At 66.4% G+C, this 25,840-nt stretch carries 15 protein-coding genes; 10 read left to right on the top strand and 5 right to left on the bottom strand.

Annotated elements, in window-relative coordinates; genetic code table 11:
* The first annotated feature begins 101 nt into the window (after nt 1-101).
* The 4 genes from AAHE99_RS00075 to recD are packed head-to-tail and all read left to right on the top strand — an operon-like array spanning nt 102 to nt 12,252.
* Nucleotides 102-3,194: a CHASE domain-containing protein gene (locus tag AAHE99_RS00075; RefSeq protein ID WP_342113144.1), complete on the top strand. Its 3,093-nt coding sequence runs from the start codon at nt 102-104 to the stop codon at nt 3,192-3,194.
* A gap of 27 nt (nt 3,195-3,221) precedes the next feature.
* Nucleotides 3,222-6,632 (top strand): exodeoxyribonuclease V subunit gamma, encoded by a 3,411-nt coding sequence (recC, locus tag AAHE99_RS00070; RefSeq protein ID WP_342113143.1) that lies wholly within the window; start codon nt 3,222-3,224, stop codon nt 6,630-6,632.
* On the top strand, nt 6,629-10,273 hold the full coding sequence (recB, locus tag AAHE99_RS00065; protein WP_342113142.1) for an exodeoxyribonuclease V subunit beta: 3,645 nt from the start codon (nt 6,629-6,631) through the stop codon (nt 10,271-10,273). The genes recC and recB overlap by 4 nt, the downstream gene beginning before the upstream one ends.
* Nucleotides 10,270-12,252, top strand: coding sequence for an exodeoxyribonuclease V subunit alpha (gene recD, locus AAHE99_RS00060; RefSeq protein WP_342113141.1), 1,983 nt, complete (start codon nt 10,270-10,272; stop codon nt 12,250-12,252). Before recB ends, recD begins: the two co-directional genes overlap by 4 nt.
* Here the strand turns inward: recD and AAHE99_RS00055 are convergent.
* The 3 genes from AAHE99_RS00055 to AAHE99_RS00045 form a co-directional block, all read right to left on the bottom strand.
* Nucleotides 12,232-14,559, bottom strand: a complete 2,328-nt coding sequence (locus tag AAHE99_RS00055; RefSeq protein WP_342113140.1) for a histidine kinase dimerization/phospho-acceptor domain-containing protein — start codon at nt 14,557-14,559, stop codon at nt 12,232-12,234. The genes recD and AAHE99_RS00055 overlap by 21 nt on opposite strands.
* Nucleotides 14,560-14,588: 29 nt before the next feature.
* Nucleotides 14,589-15,455 carry a serine hydrolase gene (locus AAHE99_RS00050; protein ID WP_342113139.1) on the bottom strand — a complete coding sequence of 289 codons (867 nt, stop codon included), beginning with the start codon at nt 15,453-15,455 and terminating at the stop codon, nt 14,589-14,591.
* Between the two features lie 156 nt (nt 15,456-15,611).
* Nucleotides 15,612-16,610: a sulfate ABC transporter substrate-binding protein gene (locus AAHE99_RS00045; RefSeq protein ID WP_342113138.1), complete on the bottom strand. Its 999-nt coding sequence runs from the start codon at nt 16,608-16,610 to the stop codon at nt 15,612-15,614.
* A 154-nt stretch (nt 16,611-16,764) separates the two neighbouring features.
* On the opposite strand from AAHE99_RS00045, the gene AAHE99_RS00040 reads away from it, so the two are divergent.
* The 5 genes from AAHE99_RS00040 (at nt 16,765) to AAHE99_RS00020 (ending at nt 23,233) form a co-directional block, all read left to right on the top strand.
* Nucleotides 16,765-17,283 (top strand): GNAT family N-acetyltransferase, encoded by a 519-nt coding sequence (locus AAHE99_RS00040; RefSeq protein WP_342113137.1) that lies wholly within the window; start codon nt 16,765-16,767, stop codon nt 17,281-17,283.
* Between the two features lie 82 nt (nt 17,284-17,365).
* Nucleotides 17,366-18,859 (top strand): ATPase domain-containing protein, encoded by a 1,494-nt coding sequence (locus AAHE99_RS00035; protein ID WP_342113135.1) that lies wholly within the window; start codon nt 17,366-17,368, stop codon nt 18,857-18,859.
* Nucleotides 18,852-20,387 (top strand): hybrid sensor histidine kinase/response regulator, encoded by a 1,536-nt coding sequence (locus tag AAHE99_RS00030; protein WP_342113134.1) that lies wholly within the window; start codon nt 18,852-18,854, stop codon nt 20,385-20,387. Before AAHE99_RS00035 ends, AAHE99_RS00030 begins: the two co-directional genes overlap by 8 nt.
* Nucleotides 20,388-20,432: 45 nt before the next feature.
* On the top strand, nt 20,433-21,188 hold the full coding sequence (locus tag AAHE99_RS00025) for a ThuA domain-containing protein (protein ID WP_342113133.1): 756 nt from the start codon (nt 20,433-20,435) through the stop codon (nt 21,186-21,188).
* Nucleotides 21,185-23,233: a serine hydrolase gene (locus tag AAHE99_RS00020; protein ID WP_342113132.1), complete on the top strand. Its 2,049-nt coding sequence runs from the start codon at nt 21,185-21,187 to the stop codon at nt 23,231-23,233. The genes AAHE99_RS00025 and AAHE99_RS00020 overlap by 4 nt, the downstream gene beginning before the upstream one ends.
* A gap of 3 nt (nt 23,234-23,236) precedes the next feature.
* Here AAHE99_RS00020 and AAHE99_RS00015 read toward each other — a convergent pair whose 3' ends face one another.
* Together AAHE99_RS00015 and AAHE99_RS00010 are read right to left on the bottom strand one after the other, a co-directional pair.
* Nucleotides 23,237-23,473, bottom strand: a complete 237-nt coding sequence (locus AAHE99_RS00015) for a 4-oxalocrotonate tautomerase family protein (protein ID WP_342113131.1) — start codon at nt 23,471-23,473, stop codon at nt 23,237-23,239.
* Nucleotides 23,461-24,861, bottom strand: a complete 1,401-nt coding sequence (locus AAHE99_RS00010; RefSeq protein WP_342113130.1) for an MFS transporter — start codon at nt 24,859-24,861, stop codon at nt 23,461-23,463. Before AAHE99_RS00010 ends, AAHE99_RS00015 begins: the two co-directional genes overlap by 13 nt.
* 92 nt (nt 24,862-24,953) lie before the next feature.
* Between AAHE99_RS00010 and AAHE99_RS00005 the strand changes: the two genes are divergently transcribed.
* Entirely contained in the window at nt 24,954-25,808 is an 855-nt protein-coding gene (locus AAHE99_RS00005) for a LysR family transcriptional regulator (protein ID WP_342113129.1), read from the top strand.
* Nucleotides 25,809-25,840 lie beyond the last annotated feature (32 nt).

Below are 25,840 nucleotides of genomic sequence, written 5' to 3'. Positions count from 1 at the left end.
ATGTGGAATCCGTTTTTCATGGTCAGCCCTCCTGTTGGGCTTTAGACCAATGGCCAAGGATTTGGTTCCGTTCCGGGCTGCTTTAATAGTATGCTGCTTAAATGCAAGACTTTTCTCATTGGATTAGACGTAAGCTGAGGAGCCTGGCTGCCGGGCGAGCCCTGCTATGGCTGCTGGGGCTGTCGCTGGCGGCGGCGGTCGGCACCACCTTGTACGCCACCACGGCCAATACGGTCGAAGACCAGGCGCAGCTGCGCTTCGACAATATGAACCGCGCCACCCAGTACAGCATTTCGGCGCGCGTGAAAGCCTATTCGGATGTGGTGCGCGGCCTGGTGGCGCTGTTCCAGACGTCCGACCATGTGAGCCGCCTGCAGTTCCGCCAGTACGTCACAACGCTGGACGTGGGCAAGCATTTCCCCGCAATCGAGGCGATCAACTTCGCGCCGGACGTGCAGCAGGAGCAGCGCGATGCCTTCGTGGCCGCCGTGCGCGCCGATACCAGCCTGACGCCGGAGGGCTATCCCAAGTTCGACATCAAGCCGCCGGGCAAGCGCGCCCATTACTCTCCGCTGACCTATCTGGAGCCGATGTCGCTGCTGATGGAGAAATTCGGCGTCGACATCACTGCCAACCCGAACATCGACCGCGCCATGCAGCTCTCGCGCGATACAGGCCAGATCAGCGCCTCCGGCCAGCCGGTGGTGGTCAAACAGCCGGTGCCCCACATTGGACTGGGCATGCGCCTGCCGGTCTACAAGCGCGGCATGCCGGTCCATGATGTGAACAGCCGCCGCGCCGCTTTTCTTGGTTCGGTCGGTATCGGCTTTTCGGTCGCGAAGCTGATCCAGGGCGCCATCGATGAAATGGCGGACCGCCAGGTGCACATGATCCTGTACGCGGACGCTTCGGTCGACCCTGAAAAGCGCAGCCTGGTCATCGAGAAGGAAGACCGCCTGCTGTTCAACGATAACGGTTCGATCGACAAGCCGGCCGCGCTGCCGGGCGATCCGGGGGACTATTTCATTTCCGTGCTGCCCATCGATTTCAACGGCAGCCTGTGGAAGGCCCAGTTCTACGCCCGCAAGGACGCGATGATCGTCGGTTTCGACCGCTGGATCCCGTATATCGCGCTGGTGACCGGATTTTCCGGCACGCTGCTGATTTACGGTTACTTCTTCACCATGTACTCGCAGCGCCGCAATGCGCTGGAGCAGCGCCGCCTGCTGGACAGCGTGCTCGATAACGTCGATGCCCACGTCTATATGAAGGACCAGGAGCGCCGCTACATCTACGTCAACGCCAAGATGGCGGAGGTGATCGGCCGTCCGGTGGAAGACATCATCGGCAAGTATGACCGGGAAGTGATGAACGCGCGCGAGGCCGACGAAGCCTGGCGCGAGGACCGCGTGGTGCTGTCCGACGGCCAGCGGCGCTCGGGCGAGGCAAGCTACACCGACCGCCATGGGGTGGTACACCATCTGTGGACGGTGAAGGCGCCGGTGCGGCTGGACAAGGAAGTGTCGGTGGTGATCGCACTGTCGACCGACGTGACCGAACTGCATATGCTGAAAGAACAGGCGCGCGCGGCCAACCAGGCCAAGAGCGATTTCCTGTCCAATATGAGCCACGAGATCCGCACGCCGATGAATTCCGTGATCGGCATGGCGCACCTGGCGCTGAAAGGCGCCACCAATCCAAAGCAGAAGGATTACCTGCAAAAGATCTACCACTCCGGCCAGCACCTGCTGGGCATCATCAACGATATCCTCGACTTCTCCAAGATCGAGGCCGGCAAGCTTGACCTGGAAGTGCTGGACTTTGCGCTGGAATCGCTGCTGACCAATATTTCCAGCCAGCTCGGCGATGCGGCCAGCCGCAAGCAGCTCGAGCTGGTGTTCGAGATCTGGCCTGGCCTGGCGCACCAGCTGCGCGGCGACCCGCTGCGCCTGGAGCAGGTGCTGCTGAATTTCACCAGCAACGCCATCAAGTTCTCGGAGAACGGCAAGATCTATATCCGCGCGCGGCCGGTGGAAGACCGCGACAACTACACCGTGGTGCGCTTCGAGGTGCAGGACAACGGCATCGGCATGACGCCGGCCCAGGTATCCAACCTGTTCCAGTCCTTCCACCAGGGCGACACCTCGACCACCCGCAAGTACGGCGGCACCGGGCTTGGCCTGGTGATCAGCAAGCAGCTGGCGGAGCTGATGGGCGGCACCGTGGGCGTGGAGTCGGAGCCGGGCCATGGCTCGACCTTCTGGTTCACCGCCAAGCTGCAAAAGGGCACCCACCTGCTGCAGGCGACCGACAGCAACGCGCTGCAGCCGGATATGCTGGCGCCGATCCATGGCGCCTCCATCCTGCTGGTGGAAGACAATATCTTCAGCCAGCAGGTTGGCCAGGAGCTGCTGGAGGATGCCGGCGCCACCGTGGTGGTGGCCAACAACGGCAAGGAAGCCATCGACCTGCTGCTGAAAGAGCATTTCGACTGCGTGCTGATGGACGTGCAGATGCCGGTAATGGACGGTTATGAGGCCACGCGCCTGATCCGCGCCCATCCGAAACTGGCCGGCACCCTGATCATCGCCATGACCGCCAATGCCGGCCGCGAAGACCAGGCGCGCTGCCTGTCGGCCGGCATGGACGAATTCGTGACCAAGCCGATCGCGCCGAACCTGCTGTTCTCGGTGCTGTCCAAGTGGATGAGCCAGCGCGCTGCGGAAGGCCGTGTGGCGGAGGTGCGCAGCACCACCACGCCGGGCCAGCCGGTGGCGCCGGCCTTGTCCCTGGTGCCGGCGCCTGAGCCGGTGGCCGCGGCTGGTCCGGAAGCAGGCGGCGACGCCGAACTGTTCGACCTGCGCGCCCTGGCCCAGACTTTCGGCAACAAGCCCGAGAAAATGCGCAAGTATGCCAATATGTTCGTCGATTCCGCCCAGGATGGCCTGCGCGAAGTGCAGGCGGCATTGGAGGCGGGCGATTTGGTGCGCCTGTCGGAACTGGGCCACCGCATCAAGTCTTCGGCGCGCGCGGTTGGCGCCATGAGCTTTGCGGAGCTGTGCCTGGCGCTGGAGAAAATGACGCCGGCCGATGGCATCGAGCGCGCCCGCGACATCGTCGGCCAGATGCAGCCCTTGCTGGACCGCCTGCGCGAACACATAGCGCAGGAAATGAACGTGAATATTCCCGGATAGGCCGCTTGCTGCGATAATTGCGGCCATATGGCCCAAAGCATCCAACCCGGACTCCTCATCCTGCACGGCAACCAGCTCGAAGAGCTGCGCGGCGCCGTCTTCCAGTGGCTTCGCAGCCATCCCCTGGCGCCGCTGGAGCAGGAAATCTTCCTGGTGCAATCGAACGGCGTGGCCGAATGGCTGAAGATTGCGCTGGCCGAGGAAACAGGCCTGTGCGGCGCCACCCGCGTGGCGCTGCCGGCGCGCCTGCTGTGGGAAATCTATCGGGGCATGCTGGGCCATGCCCGCGTGCCGCCCATCTCCGCATTCGACAAAGGACCTTTGACCTGGCGCCTGATGCGCCTGCTGCCGCAGCTGCTGGCGCAGGACGCGTTTGCGCCGCTGCGCCATTTCCTGCGCGACGGCGACCCTGAACGCCGCCTGCAGCTGGCCGAACGCCTGGCTGACCTGTTCGACCAGTACCAGGTCTACCGCGCCGACTGGCTGGAAGACTGGGCCGCCGGGCGCGACCAGCTGCGCAATGCGCGCGGCGAGCCGGTGGCGCTGGCGCCGGACCAGCGCTGGCAGGCCGAGTTGTGGCGGGCGGTGGCGGCCAGCGTGCCGCACGAGGAACGCGGCCTGGGCCGCGCCAGTGTGCATGCGGCCTTCGTGGAAGCGGTGCAGCGCGGTGACGAGCCGCTGGGCCGCCTGCCGCGCCGTATCGTGCTGTTTGGCGTGTCGGCGCTGCCGTACCAGACCTTGCAGGCCATGGCTTCGCTGGCGCGCTTCACCCAGGTGGTGATTGCGGTGCCCAATCCTTGCCAGTACTACTGGGGCGACATCATCGAAGGGCGCGACCTGCTGCGGGCGGCGCGCCATCGCCATGCTGCGCGCAAGGACATCGACCTGTCGGCGGTGCCGCTGGAGGCGCTGCATGCGCACAGCCACCCGCTGCTGGCGAGCTGGGGCCGCCAGGGCCGCGACTATATCCGCATGCTCGATGAATTCGATACCGCCTCCGACCTGGCGGGGCGCGATGACAAGCTACGCGTGGACCTGTTCAGCGAAGGCGAGGGCGAAACCCTGCTGGCGCAGGTGCAGGCGGCGGTGCGCGACATGCTGCCGCTGGCCGAGCATCCGGCCGCACGGGGCGCTGCGCCGCCGGCGGCGCAGGACCGTTCGATCGAATTCCACGTCGCCCACAGCGTACAGCGCGAAGTCGAGGTGCTGCACGACCAGCTGCTGGCCATGTTTGCCGCCGATCCGGGCTTGCGGCCGCGCGACGTGGTGGTGATGGTGCCGGATATCGATGTCTTCACCGCCTCGATCCGCGCCGTGTTCGGCCAGCACCGCCGCCACGACCCGCGCTTCATCCCGCACGAAATCGGCGACGTCAACGACCGCAGCGTCAACCCGGTGCTGGTGGCGCTGGAATGGCTGCTGCGCCTGCCGCAGCAGCGCTGCCGCCAGAGCGAGGTGCGCGACCTGCTGGACGTGCCGGCCCTGGCGCGCCGATTCGGCCTGGCCGAGGACGACCTGCCGACACTGGGACAGTGGATCGAGGGCGCGGGCGTGCGCTGGGGACTGGACGCCGGCCACCGCGCCGGCCTGGGCCTGGCGCCGGCCGGCGAGCAGAATGCCTGGATGTTCGGCGTGCGGCGCATGCTGCTTGGCTATGCCGCCGGCAATGGCGCGTCCTTCGCCGGCATTGAACCGTATTCGGAGGTCGGCGGGCTGGATGCGGCACTGGCCGGTTCGCTGGCGCAGTTGATCGAGGCGCTGCTGGCCTGGCGCGAGCGCCTGGGTGCTGCGCGCCGGCCGGAGGAATGGGCCGAACAGGCGCGCCTGCTGCTGGCGGCCTTCTTCAGCGACCGCGATGAAGCCGACCGCCTGACCCTGGCGCGCCTGGACGATGCGCTGGACAAGTGGCTGGAAACCTGCGAAGACGCGGGCTTCGACGAGGCAGTGCCGCTGGCCACCTTGCGCGAGGCCTGGATGGGCGGTCTGGATGAACCATCGCTGGAGCACCAGTTTGTGTCCGGCGGCGTCACTTTCTGCACCCTGATGCCGATGCGGGCGGTGCCGTTCCGCGTGGTGTGCCTGCTGGGCATGAACGACGGCGACTTCCCGCGCCGCGCCAGCCGTGCCGATTTCGACCTGCTGGTGTTGCCGGGCATGGCGCGTCCGGGCGACCGTTCGCGCCGCGACGACGACCGCTACCTGATGCTGGAAGCGCTGCTGGCGGCGCGCGACAAGCTGTATATCAGCTGGGTGGGCCGCAATGTGCGCGACAACAGCGAGCAGCCGCCGTCGGTGCTGGTGGCGCAGCTGCGCGACTACCTGCAGGCCGGCTGGCAGCTGGACCTGCACGCGCGCACCACGGAACATGCGCTGCAGCCGTTCAGCCGCGCCTATTTCGAGCGCGGCGGCCTGCTGACCTTTGCCGGCGAGTGGCGCGCGGCGCACGATGCGGAGGCGCAGCCGGCTGCCGAGGCCGAGCTGCCGCCGTATGAGGTGGAAGAGGGCTTCCGCCTGCGCCTGTCGACGCTGGCGGCCTTCCTGCGCCAGCCGGTCAAGCATTTCTTCCGCCAGCGCCTGGGTGTGTTCTTCGGCGAATCGGCGGTGGTGGGCGAGGACGAGGAGCCGTTCCAGCTCGATGGCTTGCAGCGCTATGCGCTGGAAGACCTGATGCTGGCCGATGGCGGCGAGCCGGAGGCGCTGGACGATGTACGCGCCAGCCTGCAGCAGCGCGGCCTGCGCCTGCGCCGCCAGGGCATGCTGCCGATTGGCCTGATCGGCGACCGCGTGCTGGACGAATTGGTGGAGGAACTGGTGCCGGTGCGTACTGCCTGGCTGACCTTGTGCGGCACTTATTGGGAGCCCGCCCCCAAGCTGGCGATCCATCTGGAGCTGGGCGGGCTGGCGCTGGAGGACTGGGTGGACCAGTTGCGGCGCGCGGGTGAGGCTACGGCCTGGCTGATGCAGATGTCGTCGCGCATGTGCGACAAGGCCGGCGCGCCGCGTGGCGAGAAACTGATCCCGATGTGGCTGCGCCAGCTGGCTGCGGCGGCGCAGGGGCAGCCGGTGACCGGTTTCCTGGTGGCGCGCGATGCGATCGTCATCATGGATCCGCTGGAGCCTGCGGCTGCGCGCGCGACACTGGCCGGTATCGTTGAATTGTGGCGCGCCGGGATGGACCGGCCTTTGCCGGCGGCCTGCAAGACCGGCCTGGCGCTGGTGATGGACGGCGATCCGCGCAGTACCTATGACGGGGGATTCGAGCTGTCCGGAGAGAATGAAGATCCATGCCTGGCCCGCTTGTGGCCGGAGTTCGCGGCGCTGTCGGCGCAGGCCGGCTTTGCGGAAACCAGTCGCGCGCTGTACCAGCCGCTGGCGGACTGGCTGGCGCAGTCGGTGAATGTGCAGGCCATTGCCGGCGACGAGGAGGGCGCGGAATGAGCACTGCCCTGAAGCCGCTCGATTTCCCGCTGCATGGCTCGCGCCTGATCGAGGCCAGTGCCGGTACCGGCAAGACCTGGACCATCGCTGCCTTATATGTGCGCCTGGTGCTGGGACATGGCGGCGTCAATGCCTTCCCGCGGCCGTTGATGCCGTCCGAAATCCTGGTGATGACCTTTACCCGCGCGGCGACGCGCGAGCTGTCAAACCGGGTGCGCGAACGCCTGGTGGAGGCGGCGGCCTACTTCCGCGCGGAGGAGGTCCATGCGCCGGACGCGTATCTGGATGCCTTGCTTGAAGAGCTGCCGGACCAGAGCCTGCGCATGCAGGCAGCGCACCGTCTGCAACTGGCGGCGGAGACGATGGATGAAGCGGCCATCTTCACCATCGACGCCTGGTGCCAGCGCATGCTGCGCGAGCACGCTTTCGACAGCGGCAACCTGTTTGATGAAGAGCTGCTCAGCGATGAGGGCGCGCTGTACGAGGACGCCGCGCATGACTACTGGCGCCAGCAAGTCTATCCGCTGGGCGAAGAGGCGCTGCGCGTCCTGCTCTCCGCCTGCCGCGACGTCGAAGCCCTCAAGCGCAGCGTGCGCGACCTGGCCCGCCGCCCCGGCGCCGCCGAGGGTGGCGGTGCGGGCGGGCGCGGTGACGAGGCGCTGGGCGTCCTGATCGCGCGCGTGCGCCGCGAGCAGCAGGCCACGCTGGCCGCCTTGAAGGAAGGCTGGGCCGAGCGCGCCGGCCGTATGGAAGCCTGGATCGCCGGCCAGCGCGAGGCCAACGCCAAGTGCTTCAACGGCACCAAGCTGCGCGCCGACTCCGTCGCCAAATGGTTCGCCGCCCTGCGCGACTGGGCCAGCGACCCGGCGCTGCACGAGCCGGACATGAACGCCACGCCCTGGTTCCGCCTGACGCCCGCCGGCATGATCGACGCCTGCGCGAAAGGCTTCGCGCCCGACATCCCCGACGATTTCGACGCCATCCTCCCGCTGCGCCGCGCGCTGGACGCTATCGAACCGCTGCGCCACCACGTGCTGCGCCACGCCGCCGCAACCATCGCCGCCCGCATGCAGCAGCTGAAAAGCCAGCAGCGCCAGTTCGGTTTTGCCGACATGCTGGAACGCCTGCGCAGCGCGCTGGAAGGCAGCAACGGTCCGGCCCTGCGCCAGCGCATCATCACCCAATACCCGGTGGCGATGGTCGACGAGTTCCAGGACACCGCCCCCAGCCAGTACCGCATCTTCAACCTGCTGTACCGGGTGGCCGACAACGACCCGAATCTGGGCCTGTTCCTGATCGGCGACCCCAAACAGTCGATCTACGGCTTCCGCGGCGCCGACATCCACAGCTACCTCGATGCGCGCCGCGCCACTGAAGGCCGCCATTACCAGCTGGGCACCAACTTTCGCTCCACCGCCCAGGTGGTGGCCGCCGTCAACCAGGTCTTCCTGCACGCGGAGGGTGTGGCCGGTGAGGGCGGCTTCGCGCGCGGCGCCTTCCGCTTCCGCACCGGGCAAGGCAACCCGCTGCCATTCGACGCCGTCGGCGCGCGCGGCAGGGCAGAGCGCCTGGTCGGCCCGGACGGCGACATCCAGGCTATGACCGCCGGCTGCACCCTGGAGCAGCTGGGCGCCGATGCCTACCGCGAATACTTCGCCGAGCAGTGCGCCGAGCATATCGCCTGCCTGCTGAACGACCCGCTCACCGGCTTCCAGGGACCGGAAGGATTCAAGCGCCTGCAGCCAGCCGATATCGCCATCCTGGTGCGCGACCGCCGCGAGGCCGCCGCCGTGCGCAAGTCGCTGCAGCGCCGCCTGGTGCCCAGCGTCTACCTGTCCGACAAGGATTCCGTGCTGTCCAGCGACGAGGCGGCGGACATCCTGCGCTGGCTGTCCGCCGTCGCCAACCCGCTGGACGGCCAGCTGGCGCGCACCGCCTTTGCCACCCGCAGCGCCAACCTGCCGCTGGCCGAGCTGGCGCAGTTCTCGGCCGACGAACTGGCCTGGGAGCGCCGCGTCGAACAGCTCAAGGAACTGCATGTCGTCTGGCAGCGCCAGGGCGTGCTGGCCATGCTGCGTCGCTTCATCCACGATCTCGGCCTGCCGGCCCAGTTGCTGGCGCGCCCGGGCGGGGAGCGCAGCCTGACCAATATGCTGCACCTGGCCGAACTGCTGCAGCAGGCCAGTCGCCAGCTGGAAGGCGAACAGGCCCTGATCCGCTGGCTGGCCGAACAGATCGAAGACGAAACCGACGGCGGCGACGAACGCGTGCTGCGCCTGGAATCGGACGCGGAGCTGGTCAAGGTGGTCACCGTGCACAAATCCAAGGGCCTGGAATACCCGCTGGTCTACCTGCCGTTCGCCGTCACCGTGCGCAAGGTCGACAAGCGCAACCGCGTCTTCTTCGAGTACACCGACGCCAGCGGCGAGCGCCGCATCGACATGAAGCTGTCCGATGAAGGCCAGGAAGCCGCCGAAGCCGCGCGCATCGAAGAAGACTTGCGCCTGCTCTACGTGGCGCTGACCCGCGCCCGCCATTTCCTGTGGCTCGGTGTGGCCGCGCTGCCATCGCGCAAAAAAGACGAGAACACCCTGCACGAATCGGCGCTCGGCTACCTGCTGACCGGCGGCGACCCGCTGCCGGCAGGCCAACTGCTGGAAACCTGGCAGCGCCTGCGCGCCGATTGCGACGCGATTGCCGTCGCCACCCTGCAGCCGCAAGCGCCCGTGACCCGCCTGGCGCGCGCGGTGGAGCGCCCGCCGCTGGAAGCCCCGCTGGCGTATGAAGGCGACTTTGAGCGCGACTGGTCGGTCGGCAGTTTCAGCTCGCTGGCAAGGCGCAGCGGCGAAGCGCTGCCGGCCCCGACGCATGCCTCGCAGGAAACCCTGATGGAAGGCGAGGACGCCGCCAGCGCCTTGCGCATCGAAGACACGGCCTGGCACCGCTTCCCGCGCGGTTCGGTGCCGGGCAACTTCCTGCACGAACAGCTGGAAGCACTGGCGCGCGAAGGTTTCGCCGCCGTCCACCAGGAGCACTACGCCGAACGCGCCGCGCGCCAGATCAAGCGCGCCGGCTGGGGGCACCGCGAGGCCGACACCCTGGAATGGCTGCGGGTGATCGCCACCACCGAGTTGCCGCCGCTTGGCAATGCCTTGGACGCGGTCAGCCAGCTGCTGCCGGAAATGGAATTCTGGTTCCCGAGCGAGCGCATGGACACCGCCCAGCTGGACCGCCTGTGCCGCCAGCGCCTGCTGGACGGCATCGCGCGCCCGGCGCTGCCGCAGCGCGAGCTGCACGGCATGCTGAAAGGCTTCTGCGACCTGGTGTTCGAACACGAAGGCCGCTACTGGGTGCTGGACTATAAATCGAACGCGCTGGGCGGCGGCGATGCGGCCTACCACAAGGCGGCGCTGGCGCACGGCATGGCGGCCCACCGCTACGACGTGCAGGGCGCCATCTACATGCTGGCCCTGCACCGCCTGCTGCGCACCCGCCTGGGCGAGGCCTACGATCCCGCCACGCAGCTGGGCGGGGCCATCTTCTACTTCCTGCGCGGCGTCGGCAACGAACAGACGCGCGGCTGCTACGTGCTGCCGCCGGACGCCGAGCTGCTGGACGGACTGGACGAGCTTTGCCAATGAGTTTTTACGAACATATCGATATGCTGGCCGAAGGCGGCATGCTGCGCCGCCTGGGTCCCGTGTTTGCGCGTTTTATCACCGCGCTGGCGCCGCAAGGCAGCGCCGCCGCCGGCACGCCACTGGCGTTGGCCTGCCTGCTGCTGTCCGAGCTGGAAGGCCGCGGCCACAGCTGCCTTCAATTGGGTGCGTTGGCCGGAGACCCGTCTTCCATGCTGGGCTGGAGCGACGACGACTGGCCGGGCCTGTGCGCGGAAGCGGGCGAGCTGCCGCAAGGTGCGGCCGGCTGGCAAGCGTATTTGCAGGAATGCCCGCAGGTGCTGGCCTGGCCCGGCGGCACGGACAGCGGCCAGCCGCTGGTGCTGGCCGGCGGCCGCCTGTACCTGCGCCGCTACTGGTCCGATGAAAACACCGTGGCCGACGCCGTACGCGCCCGCACTTGCGAATCGGAAAAACAGGGACGTAACACGTTTTCCGAGCACGGCGAGGAAAACGTGTTACGTCCCCGTTTTGCCGCTTCGCAAGTGCGCCACTGGCTGGACCAGCTGTTCACCCACGCCACGCGCGAGGGCGGCGCCGACTGGCAGAAGATCGCCTGCGCCATCGCCACGCGCGGCGGCCTGGCGGTCATTACGGGCGGCCCCGGGACCGGCAAGACTTATACGGTGGCGCGCTTGCTGGCGCTGCTGTTCGCAGTGGAGGGCGAGCACGCCGGCCAGTTGCGCGTCGCGCTGGCCGCACCCACCGGCAAGGCCGCCGCGCGCCTGAAACAGGCCATCGACGACGCCCTGGAAAAGCTGGAGGAAAGCCTGCACGGCGCCTTGCCGCTGCGCGCGCTGGCCGAGCGCATGGGCGGCGCGCGCACCCTGCATTCGCTGCTCGGTGCACGCCCAGACACGCGCGCCTTCCGCCACAACGCCGGCAACCCGCTCGACGTGGACGTGCTGATCGTCGACGAGGCCTCGATGGTGCACCTGGAAATGATGGCGTCCCTGCTGGATGCCTTGCCGCCCACCGCGCGCCTGATCCTGTTGGGCGACAAGGACCAGCTGGCATCGGTGGAAGCTGGCTCGGTGCTGGGCGACCTGTGCCACGACGCCCAGGTTGGCGGCTACAACGCCGCCACCGCCGCTTTCGTGCAGGCTGCGTCCGGCCAGGAGCTGCCGCCGGAATACCTGGGTAACGCCGGCGCGCTGGCACAGCAGACCGTCATGCTGCGCCAGAGCCGCCGTTTCGGCGGCCCGATCGGCCAGCTGGCGCTTGCCGTCAACCAGGGCGACGCCGAGACCGCACGCGCCGTGCTGCGCGCCGACAGCGGTGGCCAGTTGCACTGGAACGAAGCCGCCCAGCAGGAAGACATGCTGCGCCTGGCAGCCGAGGGCTATCGTCCTTTCCTGGAACTGGTGCGGCAGGGCCGCGGCGCCGCCAGCCACGACGAATGGGCGGCCAGCGTGCTGCAGGCGTTCGAAGGATTCCGCCTGCTGTGCGCGGTGCGTGAAGGCGAGTGGGGCGTGTCCGGCCTGAACGACAGCATCGCCCAGCGCCTGGAAGCGCAAGGCCTGTTGAAGCGGCGCGGCGAATGGTATGTCGGCCGCCCCGTCATGGTCACGCGCAACGACTACGCCACCGGCGTGTACAACGGGGACATCGGCCTGGTGCTGCCCGATCCGGAACGCCCGGCGTCGCTGCGGGTGTATTTCTCCGACGCGGGCCAGGTGCGCAGCGTCCTCGCCACCCGCCTGCGCAACGTGGAAACCGCCTTCGCCATGACGGTGCATAAATCGCAGGGCTCGGAATTCAGCCACACCGTGCTGGTGCTGCCGCGCGAAGCCTCCAGCGTGCTGGCGCGCGAACTGGTCTACACCGGCATCACGCGCGCGCGTCAGCATTTCACGCTGCTGACGCCCAACCCCGGCGTGCTGCCCGATGCGATCCGCCGCCGCACTGAACGTACCAGTGGACTACGCAGCCTGCTCGCCTGACCCTTCCGAAGACTGCAGGTCGGCGTGGATGGCCCGCAGCACCGCATCCAGCACCGGCGCCATGCGCGCCAGTTCCTCGCTTGCCGCGCCGCCGTTGCGCAAGGCATTCAGCACTTCCGCCGCAGCCTGGCGCAAATCCTCCATGCCCAGCTGCGCCGACATCCCGGCCAGCGTGTGGGCCAGCCGCTGCGCGCGTGGGCGGTCGCCCTGCGCCACCGCATCGGCGATGGTGGCGTGCAGGGCCGCCTGGCCCTGCAGGAACTGGCCCAGTACTTTGCGCAGCTGCATGCCGTTGCCTTTCAGGCGCGCCAGTGCACCGGCGACGTCGGCGCCGCAAGCACTCAGGGCCGGGTAGGCGGTGCGCGCGGCCGCCTGGGCCTCGGCGCTGGAGGTGGCGGCCGGCAAAGCATGCTGGAACAGGGCTGTAAAGATGAAGCGGTTGCCCTGCACCGGATCGCTTTCCAGCATCAGGTGGCCGCCCAGCATGGCCGCCAGCTGGCGCGCCACCGACAGGCCCAGTCCCGCCGCGCAATCGCCTTGCGATACCGGCTCGAACAGCTGGATGGCGGCATCGCGCGCGGCGCCGGTATCGCGCACTTCGCAACGCAGTGCGGTGGCGTGCTGGCTGCCTTCCTCGCGCTGCAACAGGAGTACCACCTTGCCTTGTTCGGTAAACCGCACCGCATGCGCCAGCAAATGCTGCAGCAGCTGCTGCAAGCGCGCCGCGTCGCCCACCAGCTCCGCCGGCACCGCCGGATCGACCGTGCATTCCAGCAGCAAGCCCTTGGCCTGGGCCGCCGCCTGCCATGCCGCGCAAGCCTGCTCGGCCGCCTGGCGCACGCTGAATACGCTGGGGTGCATTTCAACCTTGCCCGCCTCGATGCGCGAGTAATCCAGGATGTCGTTGAACATGGCCAGCAGGCTGGCCGCCGCACCATCGACCTGTTCCAGGTAGCCGCGCTGGCGCGCATCGAGCTGGCCTTGCAGGGCAAGCTGGGTCAGGCCGATGATGGCATTCAGCGGCGTGCGGATCTCGTGGCTCATATTGGCCAGGAAGGCGCCCTTGCTGCGGCTGGCGCTATCCGCCGTTTCGCGCGCGGCGGCGACGGCGCGTTCGGCCTGGCGCAGCTCCGTCACGTCGATGCCGAAGGAGAGCAGGGCAATCTCGCCTTCGTCCAGCACCGTGTGGCGCCAGGCGATGCGGCGCTCGTCGCCGGACATGGTCTGGATCATGTGTTCCTGGGTCGCCGGCATGGCGCGCAGCTGTTCGGCGTGGCCGCCCGCCGGCCACAGGGCGGTGGCGGACATTGGCAGCAGCGGCAGATCGCGCCACACGCGGCCCATCACGCTTTCACGCGCGCAGCCGCTGACGCGCGCAGCGGTGTCGTTGAACAGCAGGACTTCGCCATCGTGGCCCAGCCCCACCACCAGCACATCGGCACTGTTCAAAAGCTGCTCCAGCAGCTGGCGCGTGTGTTTCAGCTTGCGGCCGGCCGCATCGCGCGCGGCGGCGGCAGTGGCCAGGTCGTTCTGCAAGGCGTGCAGCGACAGTAGCAGTTCGCCGGTCTCGTCATGGTAAGGCTCCGGCGCCGGTGAACCGAGGTCGCCGCTGCGCATGCGCTGCGCCACCGCCAGCGCTTCGGCCAGCGGCTGCGTGATACTGCGGCTGATCAGCCACGCCACGCCGATGGCGGCCGCCAGCGAGCCGGCCAGGATGGCCAGCAGCAGCACCGAATCGTTTTCCACGCGGTCGGCCGCCTGGCCCTCGGTAAAGCGCGCGCGGCTGGCTGCCAGCTGCACCAGGTTGTCCACCACGCGCCGGTGCTGTTCGTAATGGCGCTTCATGGACAGCAGGGCGTGTTCGGCGCGTGCACGGTCGCCCAGGTCCAGGCCCGGCACCAGCTCGCCGAAGGCTTCGCGGTAGAAGGCCGCCGCGTGCAGGTTGCTTTGCTTGAGCGCCTGGGCCAGGCTGTGGTCCAGCTCCCGGCTTTGCCAGTAATGCTCGCGCGCCAGCTGCTGCGCGTGCAGGGTGCGCAGGCGCTGCGCCAGCTGGTCGCGTTCGACCTGGTTGCCGGCGGCGGCCAGCTGCTGCGCCACCAGGAAGGATTCGATGATGTACAGCGGCGGCGGCAGCACGTCCGCAATCAGGTCCTTGCCCTGGATGACATCGTTGTACAGCGGCCCGTTGACGCGCAGTTCATCGAGCGTACGGAACGACCATAGCCCGTACAGCAGGAAGCCGCCGGCGAAGATCCCCACAAGGATCGCCAGGCGGCGCGCGAAGCGCAGGTTGCGCAGCAGGTCCATGGTGCCTCTCGGCAGCGAACCCCGTCAGGTCAGGTGCGGCGGCGACGGCGTTCAGTGGTGCGCGCAGCTTTCTTGCGCGGGCTGGATGCTTTCATCACCTTGGGCTCATTGCCGCCGGCCAGCAGGCGACGGATGTTCAGGGCATCCATCAGGCGCGCGGAATTGCCACTGGCGTTCAGCAGGACCAGGGTGGCGTTGCGGCCGGCCTCAGTGATGCGCATGATGAGGCAGCGGCCCGCTTCTTCTGTATAGCCGGTCTTCGACAGGCCGATATCCCAGCCCTTGGCGCCGACCAGGCGGTTGGTGTTGTGGTATTCGACCTTGCGGCCCTTCATGGCGATGACTTCCTCGGTATCCGTGGTCATGCGGCGGATTTCCGGGTACTTGGCGGCAGCGGCGGCCATCTTCACCAGGTCGGCGGCGTTCGAGGTGTTGTTGGGCGACAGGCCGGTCGGTTCGTCGATGCGGGTGCTGCTCATGCCCAGCTGCTTGATCTTGGCGTCCACCGCAGCCTTGAAGGCGGTCGGCCCGCCGGGGAAGGTGCGCGCCAGCGAGGCGGCGGCGCGGTTGTCGGAGGACATCAGCGCCAGTTGCAGCACGTCGCCGCGCGAAATGCTGGCGCCTACCGGCACGCGCGAGGTGCTGTGCTTGAGGGTGTCGACGTCTTCGCGGTCGATGCTGATCTGCTCCTCCATATCAAGCTTGGAGTCGAGCACGACCATCGCGGTCATCAATTTGGTCAGGGACGCGATCGGAACAACGGCAGTGGCGTTCTTCTCGACCAGCACTTTGCCAGTCTCATCCTCTACGACAAGCACGGATTGCGAGCTCAAAGGAGCTGCAAAAGCGGCTGCGGAGATCGACATCAGCAGGGCTGCGGTGATTTTCTTTAGCATGGTTGAAAAGTAATATTCGGTCAGGGCGGAATATTGCTGGATTAGGGGCAATATTCTAAATTCCGAAGATATCACTTATGGGTTAACTCGTCCACCTATCGTCAACCATGCGCAACTCAGGAATAAAAAAAGCCGGCTTGGCCGGCTTTAATAAGTTCATTTAGACGAATAAATCTTGTCAAACTCGCCGCCGTCGTCGAAGTGCTTCTTCTGCGCCGCACGCCAGCCGCCGAATACCTCATCCACGGTGAACAGGGAAATCGGTTTGAAATTGGCCGAATATTTCTTAAAAATAACATCCGAACGCGGGCGCAGGTAGTGTTTGGCGATAATCTCCTGGCCGGCGTCCGAATACAGGAAATTCAGGTAGGCGGTCGCTTCCTTGCGAATATTCTTTTTATCCACGACTTTATCGACCACGGCCACCGGCGATTCAGCCAGGATCGAGGCCGATGGATAGACCACCTCGAAGTTGTCGCCGAATTCCGAGCGCACCAGGTTCACCTCGTTCTCGAAGGTCACCAGCACGTCGCCGATCTGGCGCTGGGTGAAGGTGGTGGTGGCGGCGCGGCCGCCGGCATCCAGGATCGGCACGTTCTTGAAGATTTTGGTGACCAGCTCGCGCGCCTGCGCTTCGCTGCCGCCTTTCTTCAGCACCGAACCCCACGCCGCCAGGTAGGTATAGCGGCCATTGCCGGCGGTCTTGGGATTCGGGATGATCACCTGCACGCCCGGCTTGGCCAGGTCGCCCCATTCCTTGATCGCCTTGGGATTACCCTTGCGCACCAGGTAGACCATGGTGGAATAGGCCGGCGCGGCATTGTTCGGGAATTTCTTGGCCCAGTCCTGCACCACCAGGCCGCGGTCGGCCAGCATGTCGATGTCGTTGGCCTGGTTCATGGTCACCACGGAAGCTTCCAGGCCGTCCGCCACAGCGCGCGCCTGCTTGGAGGAGCCGCCATGCGACTGCTTGATGGTCACCTCGGTGCCGCTGCTCTTTTTATAGGCAGCCGCGAAGGCCGGGTTGATGTCTTTATACAGCTCACGCGCCACGTCATAGGACACGTTCAGCAAGGTCACTTCTTCGGCCTGCGCAAGGGGTGCAAACGCGATGCAAGCCGCCGTCAGGGCAAATGCGAATTTGTTATAAGTCATGGCAATCTCTATTGTGAAAACAGATATGCATGGTCTAGAATTCGGCGCCGAAATGAAACTACTTATTCGTCATAAGCTTAGATCGGGCGGCCGCCAACGGGGATTTTGCCGCTGGTGTATATTCCGCCTGTGAACTGATTTTTATTGAGCACTCATGAGTTTTGAAATCCGCCGCGCGGAAGCGAACGACGCCACGGCAGCCTGTGAGGTGCTGCGACGCTCGATCGCTGAATGTTGTGTGCTTGACCATAAAAACGACCCCGCCATCCTGGATGCATGGCTGGGCAACAAGACGCCGGATACGGTCGCGTCCTGGTTCGTCTCGCCCACCAATTACTCGCTGGTCGCCACCGAGAACGGCGCGGTAGTCGGTGTCGCCCTGCTGACTGCGGCCGGCAAGCTGGCCCTGTGCTACCTGCTGCCGGAAGTGCGCCAGCGCGGCGCCGGCAAGGCCCTGCTGGCCTGCATCGAGCAGCAGGCGTGCAGCTGGGGCGTCAAGGCCCTGCAGCTGCACAGCACCGCCAGCGGCGAGGAATTCTTCGCGCGCCAGGGCTACCTGCGCGCCGGCAATGTACGTTCACCCTACGGTGTTGACACCGTCTTCTTCTGGAAGCAGCTGGACGGTACCGTCTGCGACGCCTCCAAACCCAAACGTTTCTGCGGTTGTAACTGACACTGTACGCGTCCTAATGTACCGTGCAGTTTGGACACAAATGCTATAGTGTCTTCTCGACAATCTTCGTGCGGGGTTCACTATGCTCCAACCGCAGAACAACCAGACTGATGCATTCATCTCGACAGGTATCGCCGGGCTGGACACCATCCTGGCCGGCGGGCTGACGAAAGACCGGCTTTATCTGCTGGAGGGCAACCCAGGGGCGGGCAAGACCACCATAGCTTTGCAGTTCCTCCAAGAGGGAGCGCGCCAGGGCGAACGGGTGCTGTACATCACCCTGGCCGAAAACGAAGTGGAATTGCGCGCGGTGGCGCGCTCGCACGGCTTTGCCATGGATGGCGTCGACGTGCATGAAATCATCCCGGCCGAGAGCGTGCTTGATCCGGATGAGCAGTACACCATTTTCCACCCCTCGGAAGTGGAACTGGGCGAAACCAATCGCCGCATCCTGTCCCGTATCGACCAGCTCAATCCCAGCCGCGTGGTGCTCGATTCGCTGTCCGAATTGCAGCTGCTGGCGGGGAGCCCGCTGCGCTATCGCCGGCATGTGCTCGCGCTTAAACAGTACTTCGCCAAGCGCGCGTGCACGGCTTTGTTCCTGGACGATAAAACTGCCGCGGGCGGCGACCAGCAAGTACGCAGCATCGCCCACGGTGTGATCTCGCTGCATCAGCATGAATCGGGATACGGTGCGGAGCGCCGCGTCCTGCGCGTGCTGAAGTACCGTGGCATCGATTACCGGCGCGGGCCGCACGATTATGTGATTGTGCGCGGCGGGGTGGTGGTGTTTCCGCGCATCGTGCCGTCGGAGTCGCGCGAGATCGCGGCGCGGAAGCAGATCGCGAGTGGTATCGCGGCGCTCGACGCGCTGCTTGGCGGGGGCATAGAGGAGGGCTCCAGCACCCTGATCTCGGGGCCGCCCGGCACCGGCAAGTCGAGCCTGGCCGCGCAGTTCGTCAAGACCGCGGCCGAGCGGGGGCAAAGGGCTGCCATGTTCGTGTTCGAAGAAGCGTTGAATACCTTGCTCAATCGGGCCGATGGCATCGGCATGGACTTGCGTACGCCGCTGTCCAACGGCATGCTCAGCGTGCACCAGATCAATCCGGCGGAACTCTCGCCCGGCCAGTTTTCACACCTGGTGTGCCAGGCGGCCGACGCGGGTGCCAAGGTTGTGGTGATCGACAGCTTGAACGGCTACCTGAACGCGATGCCGGAAGCGCGCTTCCTCACCAGCCATTTGCGTGAGGTGCTGACCTACCTGGGCCAACGCGGCGTGGCGACCTTCCTGGTCGGGGTGCAGCAGGGCATGATGGGCCCGATGGGCAGCAGTGTCGATGTCAGCTATCTCGCCGACAACGTCCTGATGCTGCGCTATTTCGAAGCGTCCGGCGCCGTGCACAAGGCGCTGTCGGTCTTCAAGAAGCGCGGCAGCGAACACGAAACTACACTCCGTTCGTTCGACATTACGCGCGCAGGACTCAAGGTGGGACCGGTGCTGGCCGACTTCCGGGGCATCCTGACCGGCGTTCCCGTGCGCGAGGGCGCCAGCGATGGCGGAGCAAAGCATGAATGACCTGGAGCAGCGCATTGTGGTGTTTGCGCCGGTCGGCAAGGATGCGCGGCTGATCCAGGAAGTGCTGCGCTACGCGCGCCTGGAATGCGAAATCTGCGCGCTGCTGGACGACGTGGTGCAGCAGCTGCAGCGCGGTGCGGCGGCCTTGTTTGTGATCGAGGAAGGTTTCAACCCCGAATTCCTGGCGGAGCTCACGGGCTTCCTGGCCAGCCAGCCCACCTGGTCGGATTTGCCGGTGGTGGTGCTGACCAAGCAGGGGCTCGATTCGCCGGCCATCCGCAAGATCTTCGAACAGGTCGGTAATGTCACGCTGCTGGAACGGCCGGTGCGCCGCGCCACCCTCGTCAGTGCTGCGCTGTCGGCACGGCGCGCGCGCCTGCGGCAGTATGAAATGCGCGAAGTCGACCGCCGCAAGGATGAATTCCTGGCGATCCTCGGCCATGAACTGCGCAACCCGCTGGCGCCGATCCGCACCGCGATGGATGTGCTGAATACCATGCCCGACACCAATCCCCAGCTGCGCCGCATCACGCAGATCGTGGAGCGCCAGGTCAAGCACCTGACCCGCCTGGTGGATGACCTGCTCGACGTGGCCCGCATCACCAATGACAAGGTGGCGTTGAAATGCGAGTGGGTGACCGTGGACACGGTGCTGCAGCATGCGGTGGAGATTTGCCGCCCGCAGATGGAGGCCGCCGGCAACGCACTGGACCTGCACCAGCCGTCAGCCAGCGTGCTGCTGGCCGGCGACCGCGCGCGACTGGTGCAAAGCCTGGCCAATGTGCTGGGCAATGCCATCAAGTTCTCGCCGCCCGGCTCGCCGATCCAGCTGCGCGCGGAAGTGCAAGGCGCTGACATTGTATTCAGCGTGCGCGATTTCGGCGTGGGCATGGAGCCGGAAACGCGTGACCGCATCTTCGACCTGTTCGTGCAGGGCCAGGCCGGCCGTGCCAGTGCGCTGGGCGGCCTGGGAATTGGCCTTAGCCTGGCGCAGCGCTTCACGCGCATGCATGGCGGCACGGTGCAGGTGCTCAGTGCGGGTAAGGACAAGGGCTGCGAGTTCGTGCTGCGTATGCCGATTGTGGTGGAGGAGCGCCGCCGGCGCCCGCGCCGCGACGCGAAAGGCCCGGCGGCCGATACCGAAGGGCCGATGCGGGTCATGGTGGTGGACGACAATATCGACGGCGCCGACATGCTGCAGGTCATGCTGGAAATGGACGGCTATATGGTCGGCAAAGCCAACGACGGCGAGGGCGCCATCGCATTGGCGCAGCGCTTCCATCCGCACGTCGCCCTGATGGATATCGGCCTGCCCGATATGCAGGGCTACGAAGCGGCGCGCCGCATCCACGCCCTGCGCGAGGACGACGACACGGTCTTCATCGCCATGACGGGATGGGGGCATGAGGAAGCGCGTCGCCTCGCAGCGGATGCCGGCATGCAGCATTACCTGGTCAAGCCGGTGGACTTGAGCGCGCTGCGCCGTCAACTGGCGGAGATCCGCGGCCGGGTCCGGGGCGCGGACTAGGCGTAGACTGGCAGCGCTGCCGCTTTCGTGGTAGCGTTGCCAGCCATGAAGCGACCACTCCTGATTTTTGCCGCCAGCGTGCTCGCGCTGGCCGGCGCCTGCGCGCAGGCGGCCCAATTCAAGGTCCTGGTGTTTTCCCGCACCGCCGGTTGGCACCACGATGCCATTCCCGCCGGCGTCGCCGCATTGCAGGAACTGGGCAAACTGCACGACTTCACCGTGTTCTGGACCGAGGACCCGAACCGCGCCTTCAATGACGCGGAGCTGCCCAAATACCAGGCGGTGGTGTTCCTGCTGACCTCCGGCGACGTCCTCGACCCGCAGCAGCAGGCAGCGTTCGAGCGCTATATCCGCGCCGGCGGCGGCTTTGTCGGCGTGCACAGCGCCGCCGATACGGAGTATGGCTGGCCATGGTACACGCGGCTGGTGGGCCATATGTTCGACCACCACCCCGCCATCCAGAGCGCCGTGCTGAAGGTCGAAGACACAGGTTTCCCCGGCATGGAACGCTTCGCACCGCGCAACCTGGTGACGGAGGAGTGGTACGCCTTCAAGCCCGCCAGCGGCAAGCTGCATTACCTGCTGACGGTGGACGAATCGACCTACCAGCCAGGCCCGCAAGGCATGGGCGCTTTCCATCCAGTCAGCTGGTACCACCACTTCAACAACGGCCGCGCGTTTTACACAGGACTGGGCCACTTGCCCGCCACCTATGCCGACCCGGTGTTCCGCCATCACCTGTACGGCGGCATTTACTGGGCAGCCACCGGCCGCGGCGCTTCCAATAAAGGATCCCCATGACCCGACTCCACGTGCTCGCGGTCCCGCTGCTGTTGACCTGTATTGCCGCGCAAGCCGCGTCGCCCGAAGCGGCCAAGGCGGACCGGCTGGTGGCGCGCTGGACGAAAGCTGGCGCGCCGGGTGGGGCGCTGGCGGTCTACAAGGATGGCAGGACGATCTACCGCAAGGGCTTTGGGCTGGCCAACCTTGAACACAAGGTGCGCAACACTCCGGCCACGCCATTTCACGTCGCTTCGGTTTCCAAGCAATTTACCGCCTTCGCCATCCATCTGCTGGCCGACGACGGCAAACTGTCCCTGGATGACGACGTGCGCAAGTACGTGCCCGAGCTGCAGGACATGGGAAGCACCATAACCTTGCGCCATCTGCTGCACCACACCAGCGGCTTGCGCGACCAGTGGGGCTTGCTGGCGCTGGCGGGATGGCGGCTGGAAGACGTGATCACCGACGACGATGTGATGCGCCTGGTCAGCCGTCAACAAGCGCTTAACTTCGCCCCGGGCACGCGCTTCAGTTACAGCAATACCGGCTATATGCTGCTGGCGCGGGTAGTCGAGCGTGTGTCGGGCCGCTCGCTGGGGCAATTCACCAGGGAGCGCATCTTCGATCCGCTGGGCATGAAGCACACCCATTTCCAGGAACGCTACGGCACCGTAGTGCCCGGGCGCGCCGCTTCCTATGAGGCGGACGGCGAGGGCGGCTACCGCTACATTGCGCTGTCATATTCGACGGTTGGCCCGAGCAGCTTGAGCACCACGGTGGATGACCTGGCGCGCTGGGAAGCCAATTTCCTCAAGCCGGTGGTCGGCACGGTGGACACCCTGGCGCGCATGGAACAGGGCGTCACCCTGGCGAATGGCAGGCAGCTCAATTACGCTTCCGGCATCGCCCATGGCAGCTATCGCGGCTTGCCCACCATCTCGCATAGCGGCGCCGATGCGGCATTCCGCAGCGTCTTGCTGCGTTTCCCGAAGCAGCGCCTGGCCGTCGCCCTCCTGTCGAACGACGCCGGGACGCAAGCGGAGGAGCGCGCGAAGGAGGTGGCCGAAATTTACCTGGGCGCCGCGATGGCGCCGCACACCAACGCTTCAACGCGCGCGCCGGCACACGCTGCGGCGGCAGCGCTGCCATCCGCGAACCAGCTGGCGGCGTTCACTGGCCGCTATGGATCGCGGCAAATCACCCTGAACTTCCTGGTCGATAACGGGCGCCTGCACGCCCAGTCGCCGGAAGTGCCGCGCACAGAATTGAAAGCGGTCGGCGAACGCAGCTTCCATTCGGAAAAGCATAACGCGCGCATGGAATTCGAGACCCCAGGCCCCGATGGCGTGGTTGCAGGCGGCACGCTGACGATGAACGGTGGCGAGATCCCGCTGCGCCGCTTGGCCGACGAGGCGCTGGACGAGCAGGCCAGCCGGCGTTATGTGGGCGACTACTACAGCGACGAACTGCGCGTGCTCTACGCCGTATCCTACCGCGATGGAAAGCTGCTGGTGGACCACCCGCGCGGACGCGACGAACTGGCTCCGCTCAAGCAGGGCAGCTTTGCTGCTGGCTACCCGCTGGGTGATATTGAGTTCCAGTGCGTAGCGGCAGCTTGCCATGGCTTTGTCCTGAGTCATGACCGCCTGCGCAACCTCCAGTTCAGCAAGGTGGATATCGCCGGCAAACTGCTGCCGGCGCGCCAGGACCGCGCACAGCTGTTTGCGACCGTACCGCTTTACCTGCGCGGCAGCATGAATGGCTGGGCGATGCGCGACCGGCTGCAGCCGGCCGTGGATGGCAAGCGGCTGGAGGCCACGCTGCTGCTGGAAGCCGGGCGGCATGAATTCAAGATTGGTTCCGCCGACTACAGCAAGATCGACCTGGGCGGCAAGCTGCAGGCGCCGCAGGCCCATGCCGGGCAGGCGCTGCAGCTGGCGGAGCAGGGCGGCAACCTGCAACTGGAAGTGCCGGCCCGCGCCGTCTATCGCTTCGCCCTGGACGTGGCCGACCCGGCTGCGCCGTCACTATTGGTGGAGCTGGCGCCAGTCGCCGCGCGCTGAAGCTTAACTGGCGTTGGCCTTGGCCTTGGCCTTGGCTGCCGCAGCGTTGGCGCGCAGCGTGGTCACGTTGTCGTAGCCGATGCCCCAGTTATCGGTCTCCACCTCGTCGATGATGACGAAGGTGGTGGCCGGATTCTTGTTCAGCACGCGCTGCAGCAGCTCGGTGGCGCCCTTGATCAGTTCCAGCTTCTGCTCGGCGGTCACGCCTTCCTTGGTGACGCGAAAATTTACGTACGGCATGGTGAATCTCCTTCAGGTTGAAAAACTTGGTGCGGGGCGATGCAGTGCAAGGCCAGCAGGGCGGCAAGCAGCAGTAGCAGGCTGGATACGGCCAGCGCGATCCTGATGCCGTGCATCGCAGCGCCGGCATCGACGCCGCCAACCAGCGCGCCAAAGATGGCCACGCCCATGGCGCCGCCGAGCTGGCGTGCGGTGTTCAATATGGCCGATGCGGCGCCGGACTGGCTGCGCTCGACCGCCGCCAGGATCGACGTGGTCATCGCCGGCACCGCCAGGCCCATGCCGGCCGGGATAAGCGCCAGCCCTGGCAGCATCATGAGGAAGGTCGCCTCGGCGCCGATGCCGACGGCACCAAGCAGGGCATAGCCGCAGGCGCCAACCACGCCACCGATGATCATCGGCAAGCGTGAGCCGCTGCGTGCCTGCAGCCAGCCGCTGGCGATATTCGAGAAGATGAAAGTGCCCGTCAGCGGCAGGAAGATCAAGCCCGCCTGCAGGACCGAAAAGCCGCGCACCTGCTGCAGATAGAAACTGAGCACGAAGATCACGCCGTAGTAGGCGAAATTGACCAGTACCCCGAACAGCACGGCGCCGGAGAACGCCCGGGTAGCAAACAGATCGAGGGGCAGCATAGGCGCGCTGGCCCGTCGCTGGCGGCGGATGAACAGCACGCCGGCCGCCGCTGCCACCAGCAGGGCGCCATGCACCAGCGGGCTGCTGATCCCAAGCGCATGGCATTCAATGACAGCGCCGACCAGGGCGGTCAGCGCGACGATGGCGAGCACCTGGCCGGCAGCATCGAATCCGCGCGCACCGGCCTGGGCGCCCACGGCCGGCACGGCGCGCAGCGTCAGCCAGAAGCCCAGCAGGCAGATCGGGATATTGACCCAGAAGATGCTGCGCCAGCCCGCAAAGCTCATCAGCAAGCCGCCCAGCACCGGCCCGGCGGCGATCGACACGCCGCCCGCCGCCGTCCACCAGGCCACAGCCTTGGCCAGCAGCGCACGGTCATGGCCATAGCCGGCATTCAGGATCGCCAGCGAGCTTGGCACCATCAGCGCCGCCCCGACGCCTTGTGCCGCACGCGCCAGGTTCAGGGCCAGCACGCCGGGCGCAATGGCGCAGGCCAGCGAAGCCGCCGTGAACAGCGCAAAGCCGCCCAGGAACACCCGGCGCGCGCCAAAGCGGTCGCCCAGCACCCCCGCCGACAGCAGGAATACGGCAAAGCCCAGCGTGTATGCATCCACCACCCATTGCAGCGCACTGACGCCGGCGCCCAGTTCGCGCCCGATCGCGGGCAGCGCCACATTGACGATGGTGACGTCGAGCTGGACGATGATAAAAGCGAAGCTGGCGGCGAGCAGGATGGCGGGTGATGGCTGGTTCATGGCGAAGGCTCCTATAGCCTGAACTATAGAATCCTTCACGCATCATTAAAAATGAATAATAATGAAGAAGACCATCTCATATGGAGAACTGAATGGAACTCTCCTCACTGCGTATTTTCAAGACGGTAGCCGAAGAGGGCAGCGTGACCCAGGCGGCAGCGCGGCTGCACCGCGTCCAGTCGAATGTCTCGGCGCGTCTGACCCAGCTGGAAGAATCGCTGGGCGTCACGCTGTTCCACCGCTCCGGCCGGCGCCTGCTGATCACGCCCGAAGGCACGCGCCTGCTGGAATACGCCGACCGCCTGCTGCGGCTCGCCGATGAAGCGCAAAGTTCGGTGCGCGGCGGCCAGGAGCCGTCCGGTACGCTGCGTATCGGTTCGATCGAGACCACGGCCGCCGCCCGCCTGCCGCGCGTGCTGGGCGCATTCCACCGCAAATACCCGCAGGTCGAACTGGTGCTCGATACCGGCCCGACCGACTACCTGATCCAGGCGGTGCTGAACCACAAGGTCGACGTGGCCCTGGTGTCAGCGCCGATCGAGCGCACGGAACTGGTCCAGATACCGGCTTTTGTGGAGGAGCTGGTGCTGCTCACCGACGCCCTGCAAGGCCCCGTCAGCGGGCCGGCCGATGTGGCGCGCCGCAGCCTGCTGGCCTTCCGCAGCGGCTGCTCCTACCGGCGCCGCCTCGAGTGGTGGTTTGCCGAAGCCGGCATCACGCCCACCCGCATTTCCGAATTCGGCACCTTCGAAGCCATCATCGGCTGCGTTGCCGCCGGCATGGGTGTCGCCATGATGCCGCGCGAAGTGCTGAAGCAGCGCAGCCTGGGGCGCACGGTCCAGGTGCACACGCTGCCGCCGGAAGTGGCGGAGGCGGAAACCATGCTGGTCTGGCGCAAGGACATCCCGCAGCACGTCGCGCGCGACGCCTTCGCCGCCAGCCTTTGAAAGTCGTGAAAGTCGGGGGGGGGGGGGGGGGT

Source organism: Pseudoduganella sp. OTU4001 (genome assembly GCF_038440195.1).
Taxonomy (GTDB): Bacteria; Pseudomonadota; Gammaproteobacteria; order Burkholderiales; family Burkholderiaceae_D; genus Rugamonas.
Note: the sequence above shows the minus strand (reverse complement) of the source record. Positions and strands in the feature narration are given on the sequence as shown.

What these genes read in the sequence shown, in the direction of transcription:
- AAHE99_RS00075 (WP_342113144.1), top strand. Translation starts at nt 102, where the DNA reads ATGCAAGACTTTTCTCATTGGATTAGACGTAAGCTGAGGAGCCTGGCT.
- recC (WP_342113143.1), top strand. Translation starts at nt 3,222, where the DNA reads ATGGCCCAAAGCATCCAACCCGGACTCCTCATCCTGCACGGCAACCAG.
- recB (WP_342113142.1), top strand. Translation starts at nt 6,629, where the DNA reads ATGAGCACTGCCCTGAAGCCGCTCGATTTCCCGCTGCATGGCTCGCGC.
- recD (WP_342113141.1), top strand. Translation starts at nt 10,270, where the DNA reads ATGAGTTTTTACGAACATATCGATATGCTGGCCGAAGGCGGCATGCTG.
- AAHE99_RS00055 (WP_342113140.1), bottom strand. Translation starts at nt 14,559, where the DNA reads ATGGACCTGCTGCGCAACCTGCGCTTCGCGCGCCGCCTGGCGATCCTT.
- AAHE99_RS00050 (WP_342113139.1), bottom strand. Translation starts at nt 15,455, where the DNA reads ATGCTAAAGAAAATCACCGCAGCCCTGCTGATGTCGATCTCCGCAGCC.
- AAHE99_RS00045 (WP_342113138.1), bottom strand. Translation starts at nt 16,610, where the DNA reads ATGACTTATAACAAATTCGCATTTGCCCTGACGGCGGCTTGCATCGCG.
- AAHE99_RS00040 (WP_342113137.1), top strand. Translation starts at nt 16,765, where the DNA reads ATGAGTTTTGAAATCCGCCGCGCGGAAGCGAACGACGCCACGGCAGCC.
- AAHE99_RS00035 (WP_342113135.1), top strand. Translation starts at nt 17,366, where the DNA reads ATGCTCCAACCGCAGAACAACCAGACTGATGCATTCATCTCGACAGGT.
- AAHE99_RS00030 (WP_342113134.1), top strand. Translation starts at nt 18,852, where the DNA reads ATGAATGACCTGGAGCAGCGCATTGTGGTGTTTGCGCCGGTCGGCAAG.
- AAHE99_RS00025 (WP_342113133.1), top strand. Translation starts at nt 20,433, where the DNA reads ATGAAGCGACCACTCCTGATTTTTGCCGCCAGCGTGCTCGCGCTGGCC.
- AAHE99_RS00020 (WP_342113132.1), top strand. Translation starts at nt 21,185, where the DNA reads ATGACCCGACTCCACGTGCTCGCGGTCCCGCTGCTGTTGACCTGTATT.
- AAHE99_RS00015 (WP_342113131.1), bottom strand. Translation starts at nt 23,473, where the DNA reads ATGCCGTACGTAAATTTTCGCGTCACCAAGGAAGGCGTGACCGCCGAG.
- AAHE99_RS00010 (WP_342113130.1), bottom strand. Translation starts at nt 24,861, where the DNA reads ATGAACCAGCCATCACCCGCCATCCTGCTCGCCGCCAGCTTCGCTTTT.
- AAHE99_RS00005 (WP_342113129.1), top strand. Translation starts at nt 24,954, where the DNA reads ATGGAACTCTCCTCACTGCGTATTTTCAAGACGGTAGCCGAAGAGGGC.